The following is a 19,563-nucleotide window of genomic DNA, read 5'->3' as shown; positions in this document are numbered from 1 at the left end:
AAGAGATGAAAACGCGTACAAAGAATTGGGCAGCAATCGTGACTATCGCTTCTACGTCCACGGCACTGTTGGCAGGATGTGGGCAAACGCAATCTGCGAACACGTCCAACGGCTCGGCATCGATCGCGCCGAAGCAGAACACGGCTTCCACGAATGTGGTGGCGCCAACACACTTGGTCAATTACAGCAATGCCTCGGGTTCCGTGGTCTGGGCGGAGTCGTTTACGACAGGACCTGTGGCAAAACAGCTGGTGTCGGCGTTTGAGAAAAAGTATCCAAAAATCAAGGTGACGATGCAGGTGCAGCCGTCGAGCACGGACACGAACCGCGCGGATCTGACCGCGACCATCAGCGGAGGATCAGCGACTCCAGACGTCTACATGGGTGACGTGATTTGGCCTGCCCAGTTCGCTCATGCTCAACTGGCGGCTCCGCTGAGCGACTATTTGCCAAAGTCGTTCTGGAACCGATTCTCCAACGGCCTGGTGCAAGGTGCGACTTACAACGGCAAAGTATATGCTGCACCATTGTTCGCCGACACAGCGTTCTTGTACTACCGAAAGGATTTACTCCAAAAGTACCATTTGCCGGTACCAACAACTTGGGAGCAGGTCAAGTCGGAAGCAGCGACGATTGTGAAGAAGGGTGGAGCAAAATACGGCTTTGTCTGGCAAGGTGCGGACTACGAGGGCTTGACCTGTGACTTTGACGAGTACCTTGCGGATGCCGGCGGCAGTGTGCTGACCAACGGCAAAGCATCCTTGAACACCCCTGCTGCCAACAAGGCTTTGGGCTTCATGCGGAGCTTGATCACATCCGGAGTTACGCCGAAGACGGTCGACACCTTCCAGGAGCCACAGTCCGAGAATGTCTTCACGCAAGGACAGGCCGTTTTCTTGCGCAATTGGTCGTATGCGTGGTCCGATTCACAAAATCCGGCAAGCTCGAAAGTTGTCGGAAAGGTTGGAGTCACTGCGCTGCCGACCTTCGCCGGGCACGGGAGCAGCGGGTACAGCACGGTAGGCGGTTGGGACTTGTATCTCAATCCACACACCAAAAATCTCGCTGCGGCGTTGCAATTTATCGACTGGATGACCAGTCCGCAAGCGCAGGAGATTCTTGCGGCGAATTCAGAGATGCCAACCATCAAGGCTGTGGCAAACAGTCCTTCGTTGAAGAAATACAGCCCTGTCTTCGCTCTTCTGCCGAAGGTGAAGTTTGTATCGCGTCCGTCACAAACGCCGCAGTATCCAAGTGTTTCGAAGGCGATTTACGACAACGTGAATGAGGCTTTGGCGGGCAGTGTCAGTGTCGGCACAGCGCTGAAAAACGCCAATTCTCAAATTAACAGCGCACAATCCGGATCCGGTTCAGGCGGACTGTAATGTGGGAAACGGGCTCCTTGTAACACGAGGAGCCCGTCCCCTCTCACCATCAGTTAGGGAGGTTGACAAGGATGGCCATGGAAGCCGCGAGTACAGGCAAGAAGGAGCGGCGCAGCGGGAGTTTACAACGTACAGATGTTCGTGCTGGATGGGGACTGCTGACACCCGCTGGCATTGTCATACTGGCGGTTACGATTTTCCCAATCCTCTATTCGTTGTTCATGAGTTTTAACAATATCCAGCTGACGACAAACGGCTTCCAGTTCACGTTTACTGGCTTGCAGAATTACAAGGATGTATACTCTGCACCTCTGTTTTGGCACAGCGTGGGTTTCACCATTTATTACTCGGTCATCACGGTTGCTGTCGAACTGTTTTTGGGCTTGCTCATCGCCTTGGCGATTCAAAACGTCGAGCGATTAAAGAGCCTGTCGATTGTTGTGATGCTGATACCTTGGGCTTTAATTACGGTGATTTCGGCCCAGATGTGGGGCTACATCTATAACGGGGTCTATGGTGTTTTAAACGCGATTCTACAGGGACTGCATATCATTCATACGCAAGTCAACTGGCTGGGGCAACCGTTCACTGCAGTTGTATCTCTGATGATTGCTGATATTTGGAAGACAACGCCGTTTGTGGTTATCATCCTCTTGAGCGGCCTGCAAATGATCCCGAAGGATTACTATGAAGCGGCTTTAATCGATGGAGCAAACGCTTGGCAATCGTTTTGGAATGTCACATTTCCACAGTTGCGCGGTAGCATCGCGCTTGCAGGGTTATTTCGCATCCTTCAGGCATTCGGTATCTTTGACCTGCCGTTCGTCTTGACGCAAGGCGGGCCAGGTACCACGACCACGTCGCTCGCCATGCTTGGTGAGGAAACCTTGTTTACCAATCTGCACTTTGGCCTAGGTGCAGCCGTTGCCATCAGTACAGTCATTCTCATTCTTGGCGCTTGTCTGATTTTCCTGTCTGCGTTCCGCGGCATGGTAGGGGAGGAAGCACAATGACCAAGCCATTGTCAAAGCGCATCTTTGGTTATGTTGTACTCATTGCTTTCTTGGTTGTGATTCTCCTGCCATTCTATTGGATGTTTGTTTCATCCTTTGAACCGAATACCGACATTAGTTCGTACCCGCCCGCATATTTCCCAAAGCATTGGACGTTCCAACACTATGCGGAGGCGTTCGGGCAGTTCCATTTTGGAAGGTACATTTTGAACAGCGTGATCGTCTCTGTTGTCTCGACGTTCATCGTATTGGCGTTTAGTTCCATGGCAGGTTTCGCGATCGCGCGCTTACCCATGCGCGGCAAGCGGCCAATGCTGATTTTTTTGCTGATTATTTCGGTCTTCCCGCCGCTGGTTGTCATTACACCGCTTTACATGCTGTTGCGGGATGTGGGTTGGCTGGACAGTTATCAGGCCTTGATCATTCCGTATACGGCCTTCAATTTACCGTTCGCGATCTGGATTCTGCGCAACTATTTTTTGCAGGTGCCCGGCGCCTTGTTTGAAGCGGCGAAAATTGATGGTTCGTCCGTGTTTACGGCCTTTTGGAGAATTTTCTTGCCGCTTACGACACCAGGGTTATTTACGGCGGCGGTTTTTACGTTTGTCGCCTGTTGGACCGAGTTTTTCATGTCGCTCGTATTTAATCCGTCCAATACTATGCGCACCATTCCGGTGGGGATCGCACTATTTAGCGGACAGTACACCGTTCCCTACGGTACGATCTTCGCTGGCTCAGTCGTATCCATTGTACCCATCGTGTTACTGGTCATTATCTTCCGGAGATGGATTGTATCCGGTTTGACGCAGGGAGCTGTAAAAGGGTAATGTCCGATGGAACAGGCCAGACATGGCCAAAAGGAACGGTGAAACGATTGGATGTATTGGCACTGGGAGAATTGTTGATCGATTTTTGTGTGTCGGTCGAAGCGGATGGTACTCCTCGAATGGTCGGATCGGCTGGAGGAGCACCCGCCAATGTCTTGGCGGCAGTCTGTCGGTTGGGCGGCACTGGTCAACTTGTAGCCAAAGTGGGCAGGGATCTGTTCGGCGACTATCTGGAACGCTGCGTGAAGGCGCTTGGTATCGACACGACGTCACTGTTGCGCGATCCCTGTCGCACAACGTTGGCATTTGTACAGCTTGCAGCAGACGGTGACCGTTCTTTTTCGTTTGAACGCAATCCTGGTGCAGATACGCAGCTGCAGGCACATGAGCTACATCCCACTTGGTTTGAGCAGGCTCGCGTCTTCCACTTTGGCTCTCTGTCGCTTACGGACAACCCCTCACGCGATGCGACGTTTTCTGCGATTGACATGGCGAAAGCGGCCGATTGTATCATCTCGTTTGATCCGAACTTACGACCACCACTGTGGCGCGATCTCGATGAGGCGCGATCGCGCATCTCGACTGCCATCGCTCTTGCAGACCTCGTGAAGATCTCGGACGATGAAGTCCTTTTTCTCACTGGGGAGTCCAACCTGGACGAGGGGATCAGTCGACTGCGGTCTGCGTATCCCTCGGTTCGGTTGGCGGTAACGTGTGGAGCAAAGGGGGCTATCGTCGATACGGACAGCGGTCATGTCCACATTCCATCTCTACCCGTTGTCGCGATCGACACAACCGCTGCTGGAGATGCATTTTTAGGGGCTCTCTTGTATCGTTTGACCCGCAGTGATGGCGTATTGCGGGACGCGATTTGGGACGACAATCTGTTTCTCGATGCGGTGTCGTTTGCCAACGCAGCAGGCGCGCTGACCACCACTAAGCGCGGTGCGATGGATGCCCTGCCAACTCTCCCCGAAATCTTGGCACATCTGCCTGCTTGACAGTGTTTGTAGACGGAGGGTATAAAGAAGCAAAATGTTTGGACGGTTTCGCGGTGTGTCTGTTTGGTTTGGCATGGTCAGCCGCAACCGGAACGACAGGTGTGGCAGGAGTCGGGGAGGATACAGAACATGCAAATTCGAATCGGGTTGTTAGGATGTGGGACAGTCGGTGCGGGCGTCGTGTCGCTCGTGCGTCGTCGTGCAGATAGAGTTGCCGATATGACCGGCTTGCGGCCAATTGTGAAAACGATTCTTGTGCGTGATACGCAGAAGGATCGCGGTGTTTCCTTTATCGATGAGCGGTTGACCACGTCGCCGGAGGATATTCTGGCCGACGATGATATTCAAATTGTCGTCGAGACCATCGGCGGGATCGAACCGGCAAAGACTTATATTCTTGAGGCGTTGTCGCGAGGAAAACATGTCGTGACGGCCAACAAGGATCTCATCGCCTTGCACGGGCCCGAGATTTTGCAGACTGCGGCTGCGCATGGTGTGAGTGTTCTGTTTGAGGCTGCGGTCGGCGGCGCCATTCCACTCGTCGGACCGTTAAAGGAAAACCTGACGGCGAATGAAGTCACAGACTTAAAAGGGATTATCAACGGTACGACAAACTTCATTCTATCGCAGATGACGACGCGCCACATCGATTTCGCCGAAGCTCTGCAAATGGCTCAGGAGTTGGGCTACGCAGAGGCAGATCCTTCGAGTGACGTCGACGGCCTCGATGCGGCGCGTAAACTGGTCATTCTCGCCTCCATCGCCTTCCACACCGAAGTGCATCTCAGCGATGTGCGCGTGGAAGGGATTCGCCATATTACGGCAACCGATGTCCGCTACGCGGATGAAGCGGGCTATGTGATTAAGCTTTTAGCCGTTGGGCGCGATCGCGACGGGGAACTCACGTTAGCTGTGCGACCGACGTTAATCCCGAAGAATCACCCTCTGGCACATGTGTCGGATGCGTACAACGCGCTTTTTGTCCGTGGCGATGCGGCTGGCGATCTCATGTTTTTCGGCCGTGGAGCCGGTCGTATGCCGACAGCGAGCGCGGTTGTCGGCGATATCATTGCGCTCGTGCGGAATTTAAAGCTTGGCTTTGTCGCCAGCTCGCCAAACGGTTCGGCGGGCGAGCGCAAGCCTGTGGTCGAACGCGAGGATGACGCCTACAAGTATTACTTCCGCTTGACGGCAGCCGATCAGCCTGGTGTGTTTGCGCAGGTGGCTCACCTGTTTGGCGAGTATCGCGCAAGCATGGAGACCGTATTGCAAAAACGGGTCGAAGGAGGTCGGGCGGAAATCGTCATTGTTACACACGAAATTTCTTCGCGTTTGGCTCGGGAAATCTCGCTTCATCTCACCCGCTCTCCGCAGTTGGCGGTCGAGGCAGTCATGCCGGTCGAGCCTGTGGCAGAGTGAACATCCACAGAGTACGGCGGGCCAATTGGCCCGCCTTTCATATCGCGATCGATCGATACCATCTTCCCGTTCTGTGAATTTTTTAGCCAGTCCTGAGAAACGTTGATACAGCGCTGTTTTGCGCGTCTCAGGCACTTATTGTAAGCGGTTTCAATGCGATCTTCGGGCTCTCTCCCAATTGACAGGGTCCCATACCCGTACTACAATGACCAGCAAGTCGTCTGATTCTTGTCAAAACGAAGCATTTCACTGCATTAGCACAAGGTTAGCATCGTTTTGAGGGAATATTGTTTGAAAATTCAAGTCAAAAATAGAAATTCGCTGACAACGGCGAAAGAGGGGCGTTGTACTTGGCATCACAAATTTTTCTAGACGGCGCTTTCGTAAACCGGGACGACGCCAAGGTTTCGGTGTTTGACCACGGGTTGCTGTACGGGGATGGCATTTTTGAAGGCATTCGTTCTTACGATGGAAACGTATTTCGATTGCAACAACACATTCGTCGCTTGTACGATTCGGCGAAGTCTATCGCGCTCGAAATCCCTTATACGCAGGAAGAGATGACGGATCTCGTCTGTGAAACGTTGCGTCGCAATGAATTGTCATCGGCTTACATTCGCCTCGTGGTCACCCGCGGCAGTGGGGACTTGGGCCTAAGCCCTACGAATTGCCATGGAGCACGCGTATTTATCATCGCCGAGCAGCTCGCCATGTTTTCGGCGGCGCTATACGAGCAAGGCATTCATGCCGTGACAGCGGCCACGCGGCGCAACCGCAGCGATTCGTTGAACCCGAAAATCAAATCTCTCAACTACTTGAACAACATTCTCATCAAGATGGAGGCACTGAACGCTGGTGCCAGCGAAGCGATTGTCCTGAATTCAGAAGGTTATGTCGTTGAGGGCTCGGGTGAAAACATCTTCGTTGTGCGCGATGGTGTGCTCACCACGCCTCCGGCTTACCTCGGGGCTTTGGAAGGAATTACTCGGCAGGCGGTAATCGAGCTGGCTGGCGAACTCGGCTATGCCGTCAAACAGGAGCCGTTCACGCAGCACGATGTTTATGTTGCCGATGAAGTCTTTTTAACGGGTACTGCTGCCGAAATTGTACCTGTTATTACGGTCGACCGCAGAACCGTTGGCGATGGGGTGCCTGGTCCGGTGACGAAGCGAATTCACGAGGCGTTTACCAAAATCCTACGGACGGACGGTGTTCGCATCTAATCACCGCATTTGTGTATTGTGACAAGGATATATCGCACCGCCACTTCATCGCGGCGGTGCGATGTTTTCCAAATAGAATAGTTTGTATATAATGAAATTTCGATAGATATAGAATCGCAGGGAGTGGCAAATCATGCGAAGCGACATGATCAAAAAAGGCGTCGATAGGGCGCCTCACCGCAGTTTGCTCTATGCAACAGGAGTTCGTCCGACCGACCTGCCCAAACCGTTTATTGGCGTCTGTAACTCCTACGTCGACATCGTGCCGGGACACGTCCACCTGAAGGAATTTGCAGAGGTCGTCAAGGATGCAATTCGCCAAGCAGGCGGCATCCCATTTGAGTTTAACACCATCGGCGTCGACGACGGGATCGCCATGGGACACATCGGTATGCGGTATTCCTTGGCTAGCCGGGAGCTGATTGCCGATTCTGCAGAGACGATGATCAACGCACACTGGTTTGACGGTGTCTTTTATATTCCGAACTGTGACAAAATTACGCCTGGTATGTTGATGGCCGCTGTGCGTACCAACGTTCCCGCTGTGTTTGTCTCCGGTGGCCCGATGGAAGCAGGTAAGTCGCGAACAGGTCAAACCTTGTCGTTAAGTTCCGTGTTTGAAGGGGTAGGTCGCTATCAAAGCGGGGCGATTTCCGAGAGCGACTTGCTTGATCTCGAGCAAAACGCATGTCCCACGTGCGGATCGTGTTCCGGGATGTTCACCGCAAACTCGATGAACTGCATCATGGAGATGCTTGGTATTGCACTTCCTGGCAACGGAACGCTTGTTGCCACATCCAAAGAGCGGCATGAATTGATTTACGAAGCCGCGAAACACCTTATCCGCATGGTTCAGGAAGACATTCGTCCGCGCGATATTATCACCCGAGAGGCCATCGATGACGCGTTCGCACTCGATATGGCAATGGGCGGGTCCACCAATACCGTTCTTCACCTGATGGCAATTGCGCATGAGGCTGGGATCGACTATTCCCTCGCCGATATCAATGAAATTGCAAAGCGCGTGCCATATCTGGCGAAAATCAGCCCTGCCTCAGAATACAGCATGCAAGACGTCCATCGTGCCGGGGGTGTTTCGGCCATTATCCGCGAATTGTGTGAACACACCGACGCGGTGCATCGAGATCGCATCACCGTGTCAGGAAAAACCTTGTACGAAGCGGTACAAGATGCGCACATTGTCGACGAGAGGGTCATTCACCCGGCCAGCAATCCGTACAGCAAAGAGGGTGGACTTTCGATTTTCTTCGGGAATTTGGCGCCAGACGGAGCCGTCCTAAAGGTTGGCGCGGTCGATCCCGACATCGCTCGTTTTGTGGGCAAGGCCATCGTGTTTAATTCGCAGGATGAGGCCTTGGCTGGTATCAATGAAGGGCGTGTGCAACCCGGTCATGTCGTGGTGATTCGATACGAAGGGCCGAAGGGTGGTCCCGGTATGCCTGAGATGCTCGCTCCTACATCGTCGATTGTCGGACGTGGATTGGGCCGCGACGTGGCACTCATTACGGACGGTCGGTTTTCCGGGGCGACGCGAGGCATTTGTGTCGGCCACATTTCGCCCGAAGCGGGAGTGGGCGGACCCATTGCTTTGGTGGAGGATGGCGACGAGATCGAAATCGACCTGGCCAACCGTTCCATTCATCTCGCCGTTGCGGATGACGAGTTGGAGCGGCGCAGGAGCTTGTATCAGCCTCCAGACAAGGAGAAACTTACAGGCTATCTCGCAAGGTATGCCCATCTCGTTACTTCAGCCAACACAGGTGCAGTTTTAAAAGTTTGAAAAGGATGACAACTACCATTTTGGGACACATGGAGAGGAGGCAAAACGATGCCAGGTATGTCAAAACCTGCGGATGAAATGAGACGTCCGTTGGGAGAGGCGAATCACAAGACGGATGGCGCGATGTTGTTGAAGGGGGCTGACATGGTCGTAGAGGCCTTGCGGCGAGAACGCGTAGACGTCATTTTTGGCTACCCGGGTGGCGCCGTTCTGCCTCTTTACGACGCATTGTACGAGTGCGGGATTCGTCACGTGTTGACGCGTCACGAACAAGGCGCGATTCACGCGGCGGAAGGATATGCGCGCGTAACCGGGAGGCCTGGTGTGGTGATCGCCACATCTGGGCCGGGGGCGACCAACCTTGTCACAGGTCTGGCTGACGCTATGATGGATAGCATTCCTATTGTCGCGATCACGGGGCAAGTGGCGAAGACGGTGATTGGTACCGACGCATTCCAGGAGACGTCCATCATCGGTATCAGTACGCCCATTACCAAACACAACTATCAAATTCGCCATGCATCCGAAATCCCAAGGGTGTTCAAAGAGGCGTTCCACATTGCCAATTCAGGAAGAAAAGGGCCTGTTTTGATCGATATTCCGAAGGATGTCGCTGGGGAGACCGCTCTGTTCACGTATGACGAACCGCCGCAGTTGCCGGGTTACCAGCCCACGGTTGTCCCTCATCAACTTCAAATTCGGAAATTGATGGCTGGATTGGCCCGTGCAAAGAAACCAGTGATTCTTGCAGGTGCGGGGATTTTACATGCGGGTGCGAGCGCAGAGCTTTTGGCATTCGCCGAGCGGTACCGCCTTCCAGTAGTTCATACCTTGCTGGGATTGGGCGGATTTCCGGCGAGTCACCCGTTGTTTCTCGGAATGGGCGGTATGCACGGCAGCGCGGCTGCGAACAAGGCCTTGCATGAAACAGATTTCCTGATTAATTTGGGAGCTCGTTTTGACGATCGCTTGACAGGCAAGCTTGACTTTTTCGCGCCCCATGCCACTGTGGCTCATGTCGATATCGATCCGGCGGAGATTGGCAAGAACGTGGTGACACAGATTCCGGTCGTGGGCGATGTGCGCGAAGCACTGCTCATGATGTTGGCAGCAGAGGTCGAGTCGCCCGACGCAGGTGCGTGGGTGAGCGAATTGCTCGCGACCAAAGAGCAGTTCCCATACTGGTATATCCAAGATGGTGCGGCTATCAAACCCCAACGTTTGATTGCTGAAATCGCGCGGCTAACGGCGGGCAATGCGGTTGTCATCACGGATGTCGGACAACACCAGATGTGGACAGCACAGTTTTTCCCGTTTGAGGTGCCGGATCGCTGGGTAACTTCGGGGGGACTCGGAACGATGGGCTTTGGGTTGCCCGCGGCGATTGGTGCCTATTTTGGCAAGCCAGATCAACAAGTCGTCGCCATCCTTGGCGACGCAGGATTCCAGATGACACAACAGGAGCTCGCTGTCATCGGGGAGATGGAGTTGCCTGTTAAAATCGTGATCGTCAACAACGGAGCACTTGGTATGGTTCGCCAATGGCAGGAGTTATTCCATGGTGAGCGATACTCAGCATCACTGCTCGAATGGCAACCGGATTTTGTCATGTTGGCACAAGCCTATCGTATTCCTGCGGTGCGCGTGCAAGAGGACGATGGCTTAACGGAGGCCTTGACGGCGTTCTTGGCGAGCCCTGGACCTGGGTTGCTGGAATGTATCGTGGAGCCGCGAGAGAATGTGTTTCCGATGGTGGCACCTGGCACCGGGATTCACCAAATGGTGGGGGTGAAACCATGACACCTGTGCTTTCCGTGCTCGTACACAACAAACCGGGCGTATTGAATCGGATCACGGCCTTATTCATGCGTAAAGGATTTAATATTCAGAGCCTTACGGTGTGTATCACTGAGAGCCCTGATGTCTCACGCATGACACTGGTGATGAGCGAGATGGACGAAGCGGCACTCGAGCAGGTCATGAAACAGCTGCACAAGCAAATTGATGTTCTGAAGGTCACTGATTTGACCGATACGCCGATGGTATCCAGGGAACTGGCACTGATTCAGGTGAACAGTCCGATTGCCCAAAGAGCCACCATCACGTCGCTCATCGATCCGTTTCGAGCGAGCATTGTCGATGTCGGACGGGATACGGTCACCGTCCAAGTGACTGGAGATGCGGATAAAATCGAGGCTTTGATCAGCTTACTACGTCCCTATGGTATTCGTGAGTTGGCACGCACTGGGTTGACGGCCCTGCCGCGTGAAGCCAGCTCTGTCAGCGAATTGAGACGGCTCAATGAAAGTCAGGTTCTACCGATCTGAGACATGCGGCCGACGGGCTGCGGGAGCCTGTCGGCGCGCTTTACCATCCAGGAAAAGTGATGAGAACGCGAAAAATGAGGAGTGTCGACCATGACAAAAGTGTTTTATGATTCGGATATTTCCATCCAAGCATTGACCAGTAAACGAATTGCCGTAATTGGCTATGGTTCGCAAGGGCACGCTCACGCGCAGAACCTGCGCGACAGTGGGTTTGACGTGATCGTTGGACTTCGTCCCGGAGCGTCTTGGCAACGCGCAGAAGCCGATGGATTTACCGTTCTGCCGGTCGGTGAAGCCGTGGAAGAAGCCGACGTCCTCATGATTCTTCTTCCGGACGAGCGGCAGGTCGCCGTTTACGAATCGGAGATTCGTCCATATTTGCACGCAGGGAAGGCGTTGGCGTTTGCGCATGGATTTAACATTCATTTCTCGCAGATTCAGCCGCCTGCAGATGTAGATGTATTTATGGTCGCGCCCAAGGGGCCTGGGCACTTGGTCCGCCGTGTGTATGAGGCTGGTGGCGGCGTTCCGGCGTTGATTGCCGTGCACCAAAATGCGAGTGGGCAAGCGCAAGAACTGGCACTCGCGTACGCGCGTGGCATTGGAGCTGGTCGCGCAGGTGTTCTCACGACCACATTCCGAGAAGAGACGGAAACGGATTTATTTGGTGAGCAGGCTGTATTGTGCGGCGGCCTTTCGGCATTGATCAAGGCAGGTTTCGAGACCTTGGTGGAAGCTGGATATCAGCCGGAAATTGCGTACTTCGAATGTTTGCATGAAATGAAGTTGATTGTCGACCTCATTTACGAGGGTGGATTGGAATACATGCGTTATTCCATTTCCGACACGGCTCAATGGGGCGATTTTACGTCGGGGCCTCGAGTTGTCACCGAAGCGACCAAGGCTGAGATGAGGAGAATCCTGGCCGAGATCCAGAACGGAACGTTTGCCAAGGGGTGGATTTTGGAAAATCAGGCGAATCGACCGATGTTCAACGCCATCAACCGCCGCGAGCAGGAGCATCCCATCGAAGTGGTTGGTCGTGAGTTGCGTTCCATGATGCCGTTTATCAAATCGAAAAAGCCAGTGGAGGCTGCATTTCCTGCTCCAGCAGCACGGATTTGATCGTTTCCAGGGGAGCTGGTTGCCGGCTTCCCTGATTTCCTCTTGGAAGCTCGTGAAGCGAAATTCTACTATGACTCTCAACTCACCTCATCATGGATATAAGGACAGTGTTTACTATGACGAAGCGAATCGTAGTTTTGCCTGGCGATGGCATCGGCACGGAAGTGACAACCGAGGCTCGGCAGCTCTTGGTCGAGATTGCCGCTTTATTGGGGGTACAGTGGGAACTTGACGAAGGGCTGATTGGCGGTGGCGCTTATGACCAAACTGGCTCGCCATTGCCCGAAGAGACAGTTGCGAAGTGCTTAGAGGCGGACGCTGTACTGCTTGGTGCCGTCGGCGGTCCGCAGTGGGACAATTTGCCGGGGGATGTACGTCCAGAGGCAGGGTTGCTCGGCATCCGGAAGCGGTTGAACGTGTTTGCCAACTTGAGACCCATTCGCACGTGGCCTGGGCTGATGCTCGCTTCTCCGTTGAAACCAGAATTACTGGAAGGCGTTGATATGATCATCGTCCGCGAACTGACGGGGGGGCTCTATTTTGGACAGCCAAAAGCCCGCGTCGAAGGAGGGCGAGCGGTCGTCGATACCTTGTACTATACTCGCGGCGAAATCGAACGTGTCGTGCGCCGAGCGTTCACATTGGCGCAGGCGCGCCGGAAGAAACTGACATCCGTAGACAAAGCGAACGTCCTCGAATCGAGCCGGATGTGGCGTGAAGTGGTCAACGAGTTGTCCGTAGAATATCCCGACGTCGTCGTTGATCATGTGCTTGTCGACAATGCGGCGATGCAGTTGGTAACGCGGCCGAACAGTTTTGACGTGATCGTCACCGAGAACATGTTCGGCGATATTCTCAGCGATGAGGCTGCGATTCTCACGGGCTCCATTGGCATGTTGCCGTCGGCCAGCATTGGTGGCGACGGACCGGGGCTGTACGAGCCCGTTCATGGATCGGCACCGGATATCGCGGGGCAGGGTGTCGCCAATCCGCTTGCGACGTTCTTGTCCGTCGCGATGATGTTGCGTCATTCCCTCGGATATCCGGAGGCGGCTGATGCCATCGAAGCTTCGGTATTGGCTGTCATTGAGCAGGGGGTGCGCACGCGCGATCTCGCTGGTTCGGGCCAAGCTTGGGTCGGTACGAAGGAAATGAGCCAATTGGTGCGCGCCGATGTACAAAGGAGGCTGGCATAAGAAAATGGGCAAAACGTTGTTTGAAAAGGTATGGGACGCACATGTGGTCAAACAACTTCCGGATGGGCAGGCCCTGCTCTATATCGATCTGCATCTTGTCCATGAAGTGACATCTCCACAGGCTTTCGCCGGCCTGCGTTTCGCAAAACGGGCTGTGCGTCAACCGGCGCAGACGTTCGCCACGATGGATCACAATGTGCCGACGGTCAACCCTACCGACGTGCGTGATGCAATTGCGAAAAAGCAGATCGAAACACTGATGGAGAACTGTCGTGAATTCAACGTCTCACTTGCCGGACTCGACAGTCCGTTTCAGGGTATTGTGCACGTCATTGGCCCGGAATTGGGGCTTACTCTCCCTGGGAAAACCATCGTATGCGGGGATAGCCATACGTCGACACACGGTGCGTTTGGCGCATTGGCGTTTGGCATCGGTACGAGCGAAGTGGAACATGTCCTGGCAACGCAATGTCTGTGGCAAAATCGTCCCAAAACGATGCGTATCCGACTCAACGGTTCGCTGCAGTCTGGGATTACGGCAAAAGACGTGATACTTGGACTCATCGCCAAATACGGTGTAAACTTCGGAACCGGCTACGTGGTCGAGTACGCAGGTACATTGATACCGCAGTTGTCCATGGAACAGCGGATGACCATTTGCAATATGTCGATTGAATTCGGTGCGCGCGCTGGTATGATGGCACCCGACGAAACGACCATTGCCTATGTCAAGGGCAGGCAGCATGCACCAGCGGGCGAGGCCTGGGAAGCCGCTGTGACTGAGTGGAGGACGCTTGTGTCTGACGCGGATGCTCAGTTTGATCTCGATATCGAATTTGACGTGAACGCACTTGAGCCACAGGTGACGTGGGGTACGAACCCGGGGATGGGCGGCGGTGTCAACGGGATCGTGCCAGATCCAGCTGATGCGGCGACCGAGACAGAAGCGCGGGCCATCCGACAGGCTTTGGAATACATGGGGCTGGAACCTGGCACAAAGATATCCGAGATACCCATCCAGCACGTATTCATTGGCTCCTGTACGAATGCGCGGATCGAAGACTTGCGTCTTGCCGCAGCGATTGTCGAAGGACGCAAGGTGGCAGCTGGCGTACACGCGATGGTCGTACCAGGATCCAAGCAAGTCAAACAGCAGGCGGAGGAAGAGGGCCTGCATAAGATCTTTTTGGCCGCGGGATTTGAGTGGCGCGAACCGGGCTGCAGCATGTGCCTTGGCATGAATCCCGACATCATTCCGGCTGGTGAGCGTTGTGCGTCCACGTCAAACCGCAACTTTGAAGGGCGTCAAGGCCGTGGGGCGAGAACGCACTTGGTCAGTCCCGCAATGGCTGCTGCGGCGGCTATCGCCGGCCATTTCGTAGACGTGCGCACGTTTCAATCGGAAGGAGTTACGGCCTGATGGAACCTTTGGTAAAACACGAAGGTAAAGTGGTATGTATGAATCGACTGAATGTCGATACGGATCAAATCATTCCGAAACAGTTTCTAAAGCGGATCGAACGCGATGGATTTGGCGAATTTTTGTTCTACGATTGGCGCTACGAAGCGGATGGGACGCCGAATGCGGAGTTTGAGCTGAATACGGCTCGCGCCCAAGGGGCGACCATCTTGCTCGCCGATGAGAACTTTGGCTGTGGATCGTCACGGGAGCATGCTGTGTGGGCACTCGCCGACTATGGGTTTCGCGTCGTCATTGCGCCATCGTTTGCGGATATCTTTTTCAACAACTGTTTTAAAAATGGCGTTTTGCCGATTGTCATTCCTTCTGATCTCCGAAAAGAATTGGCAGAGACTCATGCCAAAGGTCAGTGGGAGCGAGCGACGGTTGATCTAGAAGCGCAGGTCATTGAGACGGACTGTGGGCAACGATTTCAGTTCGAAGTCGATCCGCACAAGCGCTACATGCTACTGAACGGGTTGGACGACATCGGGTTGACGTTGCAGTATGAGGATGACATTCGCGCCTATGAGGCGAGCCGCAAGGCGTATCAATTCGTGTATTAAATAGCTGCGAGCAGATTCTACACAACATACCACCTTCGCCAGACGAGGGTGGTATTTTCGTGTGTTTGTCCCCGTGGTACACTAGCGACGAGAGTGAGGGGCTTTGCATTGGCGTCGTCATGGGCAGAACAAGTGACAAATGCGATTCGATTTGTGTTTGCATCGTATGGCCGGCTCCCGAAGGAACGGCACATCGGTTTTGATCGCGACATACGGCACCCGGAGTGGACGGGCCGGGCATTGGATGCATTAGGGCGCCCGGATCGACACGGCTACAATATTGCCGTGACCGGCAGCAAGGGAAAGGGATCCCATGCGATTCTGACGGCTGCGATATTGGAACGCCTGGGATATCGCGTTGGGCTCTTTACGAGTCCGCACCTCGTGGATTTCTTGGAGCGAATTCGCCTGAATGGCGAGATGATTCCAGAATCGGAATTCGTTCGCGTTGCGGCGACCGTGCGGCAGGTGGTGGACAAGCTTCCTATTCCGCCGGACGAGTACATAGGTCCTGTTGGTGTTGTCGCTGTCATGGCGGCTCTTTGGTTTATGGAGCAGCAAACTGACTTTAATCTATTTGAATTGGGGCGCGGTGCACGCCACGATGATGTGAATCAAATCGTGCATCATGGAGCCATCATCACGCCCGTTTTTCCAGAGCATTTGGATCGACTGGGTCCAACTTGGGAAGACGTCGTCACTGCAAAAATGGGCATCCTTACGGATGACGTGTCATGGGTAGCTGTTAGCGAGCAGGCTCCGCGAGCGATGGCTGCGATGAGGCCATACCTGGCACGCGTGCGCAATCTTGCGTACAGCGGCGAGGCGTTTCGGGTTGATGTAGTGCCCGTCGAACGTTCGGGGATGTATCTGGTGCGCGCGTGGCATCAAGACAAGGTGCACTCTGCGCACATTGATGAAGGTTTGCTGCCATATCCGGACAATGTAGGTCTTGCACTGGTTGCGGCTGCGCAGGCGATTGCTGATGAGTCTCGCGGTCAACGTGACCTGCAGGCCCAATCCCCCATCAATGTCGATCTCCGTGATCTCATCCTACCAGGGCGTTTGCACGTCGTGCGGGAATCGCCGACGGTTGTTGTGGATGGTGCCATTCACGCAGTGAATGCGGCCTTTGTGCGCAGGTTTGTCGAACGCCGCCAGGCCGAGCGGCCGGGACGAGTGGTCGCCGTGTTATCCTTGCCCGATGACAAAGATGCGGATGGCGTCGTGTCCACGCTTGCTCCGGTCGTAGACGGCTTCATCTTCACGACGGCCAGCAATCCACATTTGCAATATACGCGCGATCTCGCACGCCATACCAGAGATCAAGGCCTGACTGCTGTGTCTGTTCCCGACGTCGAACGCGCAATTGAGCGTGCCATATCTTCGGTGGGCGGAAACGATCTCGTTCTTTGCGTCGGTACACAATCCTTTGTAGGTGACACACTGCGCTTCTTTCACGTGGCAACCGGATCGATCTGGAGATCCAGGATGGGGGATGAAACACACTGATTTGGCAATTGATTCTTTTCGGCCTTGCGATGGGATCGAACAATGCACTGGCCTCGGTCGGCCTTGGGACTTCACAGTTGACGCGGGCACAACAGTGGCGGACAGCGCTCATTTTTGCGGTGTTTGAGGCCATTATGCCGGTTATCGGCATGGTCATTGGCGAGTCAGTGGCTGGTGATATCGGCCGACGAGCGAAACTGGTCGGGATTGCCGTCCTGGTCGTCATGGGTGTCTATAGCTTACTTCGGCGCGAGGATGACGATGATGAAGCGGAGCAGGCGGCAAAAGCGCGGGGTATGAAGATTTTGTTTCTCGCGATCGCGCTGTCGTTGGACAACCTCACCGTTGGCTTTGGCATCGGTATGTTCAACGCGCCACTCGGTGTGGCCGCGGTCGTCTTTGGCGTCATCAGTCTTTGTCTAACGCTCCTAGGCCTGGAATTGGGGCGGCATCTCGGCAAGCGCGTAACGGTTTCGCCAGATAAGTTGTCCGGCGCTGTATTGCTTATCGTTGCCGGCGTCATGGCTTTTGTGTAAGACGGCGCACCTCACTTTGATTTGGGCAAAGTTTACACTTTTTGAGGGCGACTGTGATTGTAGTATAATGGCCGAGTACAGCAAGCGGCATTTGGCCCATGGCCCGCATATGTGGGCCTCTAGCAGCAGGGAAGAGGAGGTTCTGCTTTCATGGCAGCGGATACAGGTTTTAAAGCCGGGTTGGAAGATGTAGTGGCAAATACATCGGAAATTTGTTTTCTGGATGGTAAAGAAGGACGCTTGATATTTCAAGGCTATGATATTCACGATCTCGTCAATGGTGGGTCCACTTTTGAGGAAGTAGTCTACCTTTTATGGCACGGCGAACTTCCGTCCAAGACGGAACTGAAAGCGTTCACGGAGAAATTGGCGAGCGAGCGTGCCTTGCCTGAGCCAGTTTTGGATATGTTAAAACGCTTGCCGAAAGATGCGAACGCCATGGCGGTTCTTCGCACAGCTGTTTCCCACCTCGGTTTGTACGATCCAGATGATGGCGACGAAAGCATCGAAGCCAACCTTCGCAAGGCGGCCCGATTGGTCGCGAAAATCCCCACCATCGTCACTTCATTTGAGCGCATTCGCCAGGGACTCGAACCAGTAGTACCGCTTCCGGAACTCAGTGCCGCGGCAAGCTTTTTCTACCAGTTGCGAGGGGAGCAACCGTCGGAATTTGAGGAGAAAGCGTTCAATACGGCTCTGATTTTACACGCCGATCACGAACTCAACGCATCGACGTTCTCTGCCCGCGTCACGGCGGGGACCTTGTCCGATATGTATTCGGCGATCACTTCTGCGATTGGCACCCTAAAGGGCCCATTGCACGGTGGTGCAAATGAGCAGGTCATGCGTATGCTTCTTGAAATTGGCGACAAGGATAAGGCGTTGTCGTGGATTGAAGAGGCGCTTGCCAACAAAAAGAAAATTATGGGCTTTGGCCATCGCGTCTATCGCACGGAAGACCCTCGTGCCACGCACTTGCGCCAGTTGAGCAAGCAGGCCGGCGAGTTGGCTGGGGAAACCAAGTGGTTCGAGATGTCGCAAATCATTGAGCAGTTCGTGAAGGAAAAGAAGGGGCTCAACGCAAACGTTGACTTTTATTCTGCATCCACGTACTACTCCATGGGTATTCCGACACACCTGTATACACCCATTTTCGCGTGCAGCCGCATTTCCGGTTGGACCGCTCACGTTTTGGAGCAGTACCGGAATAATCGCTTGATTCGCCCACGTGCGGAGTACGTCGGCAAAGTCGGACGCAAGTACGTTCCCATTGCGGAGCGTTAAGCTACGAATTGCCACTTGATCCTCGATTGTCTTGGCGTGATGACATCCCTTTCGGGAACAATGTGTTCAGGGAGGGATGGGGCATGGCCAACAACAATCGGCTGTTGCTTTCGCAAGCTTCCAAGGCGTTGCAGGATCTCAAGTATGAAATCGCAGGAGAACTCGGCATCACGCCGCCGGCAGACGGTTATTGGGGATTTGTCTCGTCATTCGAGAATGGTTCCATCGGCGGCAGCATTACGCGCAAACTGGTTGCATATGCGCAACAAAAGTTGGCCGAAGGCTCCACAGAAATCGAGTAACACACACAGAAGGGCTGTACCTTTCTCGGACAGCCCTTCTGTATTTTTTTGGCCATTCAGGCCAACAAAAAAGGGGCCGCAGCCCCTCCATAGACAGTGTGTCAATGTAGGACACTATTTTGTGTTTCCGTGCGAGCCGAAATTTTGCTGAGGGCATCGCCGGCTTCGTTGATGTGAATGTCGACCGTGGCCAAGTCGCCAATGGAAACAATCCCGCACAACTCGCCCTGAGCATTGACGATTGGCAAACGACGAATTTGGTGCTGAGCCATCAGGTCAGCTGCCTCATGGGCATCCATGTCAGGCGTCGCTGTTACGACTGTATTTGTCATGCAATCTTCGACACGCGTGTCGATTTTGCCACGTGCAACCGCTTTTAGGACGATGTCGCGGTCCGTGATCATTCCGATCACGCGTTTATTGTCACAGACCGGAATTGAACCACAGTTTTGATTCTTCATTGCCTGTGCCGCTTTCTGAATCGAGTCGGTACCACAGCAGCAGGTGACGTCGGTGGTCATGATCTGTTGCAGCTTCATGCAATATCCCTCCTGTGGACTAAGCGTTCACAGGGTAGTATGCCCGGG

General features: G+C 54.1%; 18 protein-coding genes. 17 read left to right on the top strand and 1 reads right to left on the bottom strand.

All coding sequences use genetic code 11. The annotated features are described in order from the left end of the window. The first annotated feature begins 5 nt into the window (after positions 1–5). The 17 genes from C7445_RS00880 to C7445_RS00800 all read left to right on the top strand — a co-directional run bounded on the left by C7445_RS00880 (position 6) and on the right by C7445_RS00800 (position 18,976). Entirely contained in the window at positions 6–1,385 is a 1,380-nt protein-coding gene (locus C7445_RS00880; RefSeq protein WP_134158157.1) for an ABC transporter substrate-binding protein, read from the top strand. Between the two features lie 71 nt (positions 1,386–1,456). Next, positions 1,457–2,398, top strand: a complete 942-nt coding sequence (locus tag C7445_RS00875) for a carbohydrate ABC transporter permease (RefSeq protein ID WP_134158156.1) — start codon at positions 1,457–1,459, stop codon at positions 2,396–2,398. Beyond that, complete coding sequence (locus C7445_RS00870; protein WP_134158155.1) at positions 2,395–3,225, top strand: carbohydrate ABC transporter permease; 831 nt, start codon at positions 2,395–2,397, stop codon at positions 3,223–3,225. Before C7445_RS00875 ends, C7445_RS00870 begins: the two co-directional genes overlap by 4 nt. Further along, entirely contained in the window at positions 3,225–4,226 is a 1,002-nt protein-coding gene (locus C7445_RS00865) for a carbohydrate kinase family protein (protein ID WP_134158154.1), read from the top strand. Before C7445_RS00870 ends, C7445_RS00865 begins: the two co-directional genes overlap by 1 nt. A 129-nt stretch (positions 4,227–4,355) precedes the next feature. Continuing rightward, entirely contained in the window at positions 4,356–5,645 is a 1,290-nt protein-coding gene (locus C7445_RS00860) for a homoserine dehydrogenase (RefSeq protein WP_134158153.1), read from the top strand. A gap of 350 nt (positions 5,646–5,995) precedes the next feature. Next, positions 5,996–6,868, top strand: a complete 873-nt coding sequence (gene ilvE / locus C7445_RS00855) for a branched-chain-amino-acid transaminase (protein WP_134158152.1) — start codon at positions 5,996–5,998, stop codon at positions 6,866–6,868. Between the two features lie 133 nt (positions 6,869–7,001). Next, positions 7,002–8,669 carry a dihydroxy-acid dehydratase gene (gene ilvD, locus C7445_RS00850; protein ID WP_134158151.1) on the top strand — a complete coding sequence of 556 codons (1,668 nt, stop codon included), beginning with the start codon at positions 7,002–7,004 and terminating at the stop codon, positions 8,667–8,669. A 57-nt stretch (positions 8,670–8,726) separates the two neighbouring features. Next, positions 8,727–10,469 carry a biosynthetic-type acetolactate synthase large subunit gene (gene ilvB, locus C7445_RS00845; RefSeq protein WP_424922979.1) on the top strand — a complete coding sequence of 581 codons (1,743 nt, stop codon included), beginning with the start codon at positions 8,727–8,729 and terminating at the stop codon, positions 10,467–10,469. Then, positions 10,466–10,996 carry an acetolactate synthase small subunit gene (gene ilvN, locus C7445_RS00840; RefSeq protein WP_134158150.1) on the top strand — a complete coding sequence of 177 codons (531 nt, stop codon included), beginning with the start codon at positions 10,466–10,468 and terminating at the stop codon, positions 10,994–10,996. The genes ilvB and ilvN overlap by 4 nt, the downstream gene beginning before the upstream one ends. Before the next feature lie 90 nt (positions 10,997–11,086). Next, complete coding sequence (ilvC, locus tag C7445_RS00835; protein WP_134158149.1) at positions 11,087–12,121, top strand: ketol-acid reductoisomerase; 1,035 nt, start codon at positions 11,087–11,089, stop codon at positions 12,119–12,121. A 116-nt stretch (positions 12,122–12,237) separates the two neighbouring features. Then, positions 12,238–13,317, top strand: coding sequence for a 3-isopropylmalate dehydrogenase (gene leuB / locus C7445_RS00830; RefSeq protein ID WP_134158148.1), 1,080 nt, complete (start codon positions 12,238–12,240; stop codon positions 13,315–13,317). 4 nt (positions 13,318–13,321) lie between these two features. Continuing rightward, positions 13,322–14,737, top strand: a complete 1,416-nt coding sequence (gene leuC, locus C7445_RS00825) for a 3-isopropylmalate dehydratase large subunit (protein ID WP_134158147.1) — start codon at positions 13,322–13,324, stop codon at positions 14,735–14,737. After that, positions 14,737–15,342 carry a 3-isopropylmalate dehydratase small subunit gene (gene leuD, locus C7445_RS00820; protein WP_134158146.1) on the top strand — a complete coding sequence of 202 codons (606 nt, stop codon included), beginning with the start codon at positions 14,737–14,739 and terminating at the stop codon, positions 15,340–15,342. Before leuC ends, leuD begins: the two co-directional genes overlap by 1 nt. 108 nt (positions 15,343–15,450) lie before the next feature. Then, on the top strand, positions 15,451–16,854 hold the full coding sequence (locus C7445_RS00815) for a bifunctional folylpolyglutamate synthase/dihydrofolate synthase (RefSeq protein WP_243834860.1): 1,404 nt from the start codon (positions 15,451–15,453) through the stop codon (positions 16,852–16,854). An 8-nt stretch (positions 16,855–16,862) separates the two neighbouring features. After that, positions 16,863–17,390, top strand: a complete 528-nt coding sequence (locus tag C7445_RS00810; RefSeq protein ID WP_243834859.1) for a manganese efflux pump MntP — start codon at positions 16,863–16,865, stop codon at positions 17,388–17,390. Positions 17,391–17,540: 150 nt separating this feature from the next. Then, a complete protein-coding gene (locus tag C7445_RS00805; protein ID WP_134158144.1) occupies positions 17,541–18,674 on the top strand; it encodes a citrate synthase in 1,134 nt (377 codons plus the stop codon). Positions 18,675–18,757: 83 nt separating this feature from the next. Further along, positions 18,758–18,976, top strand: coding sequence for an alpha/beta-type small acid-soluble spore protein (locus tag C7445_RS00800; RefSeq protein WP_134158143.1), 219 nt, complete (start codon positions 18,758–18,760; stop codon positions 18,974–18,976). A 101-nt stretch (positions 18,977–19,077) separates the two neighbouring features. Here C7445_RS00800 and C7445_RS00795 read toward each other — a convergent pair whose 3' ends face one another. Then, positions 19,078–19,515, bottom strand: a complete 438-nt coding sequence (locus tag C7445_RS00795; protein WP_058093737.1) for a CBS domain-containing protein — start codon at positions 19,513–19,515, stop codon at positions 19,078–19,080. Positions 19,516–19,563: the final 48 nt, after the last annotated feature.

Source organism: Alicyclobacillus sacchari (assembly GCF_004366795.1).
In the GTDB taxonomy this organism is placed as follows: Bacteria; Bacillota; Bacilli; order Alicyclobacillales; family Alicyclobacillaceae; genus Alicyclobacillus; species Alicyclobacillus sacchari.
This window is presented reverse-complemented; position numbering and strand designations above follow the sequence as displayed.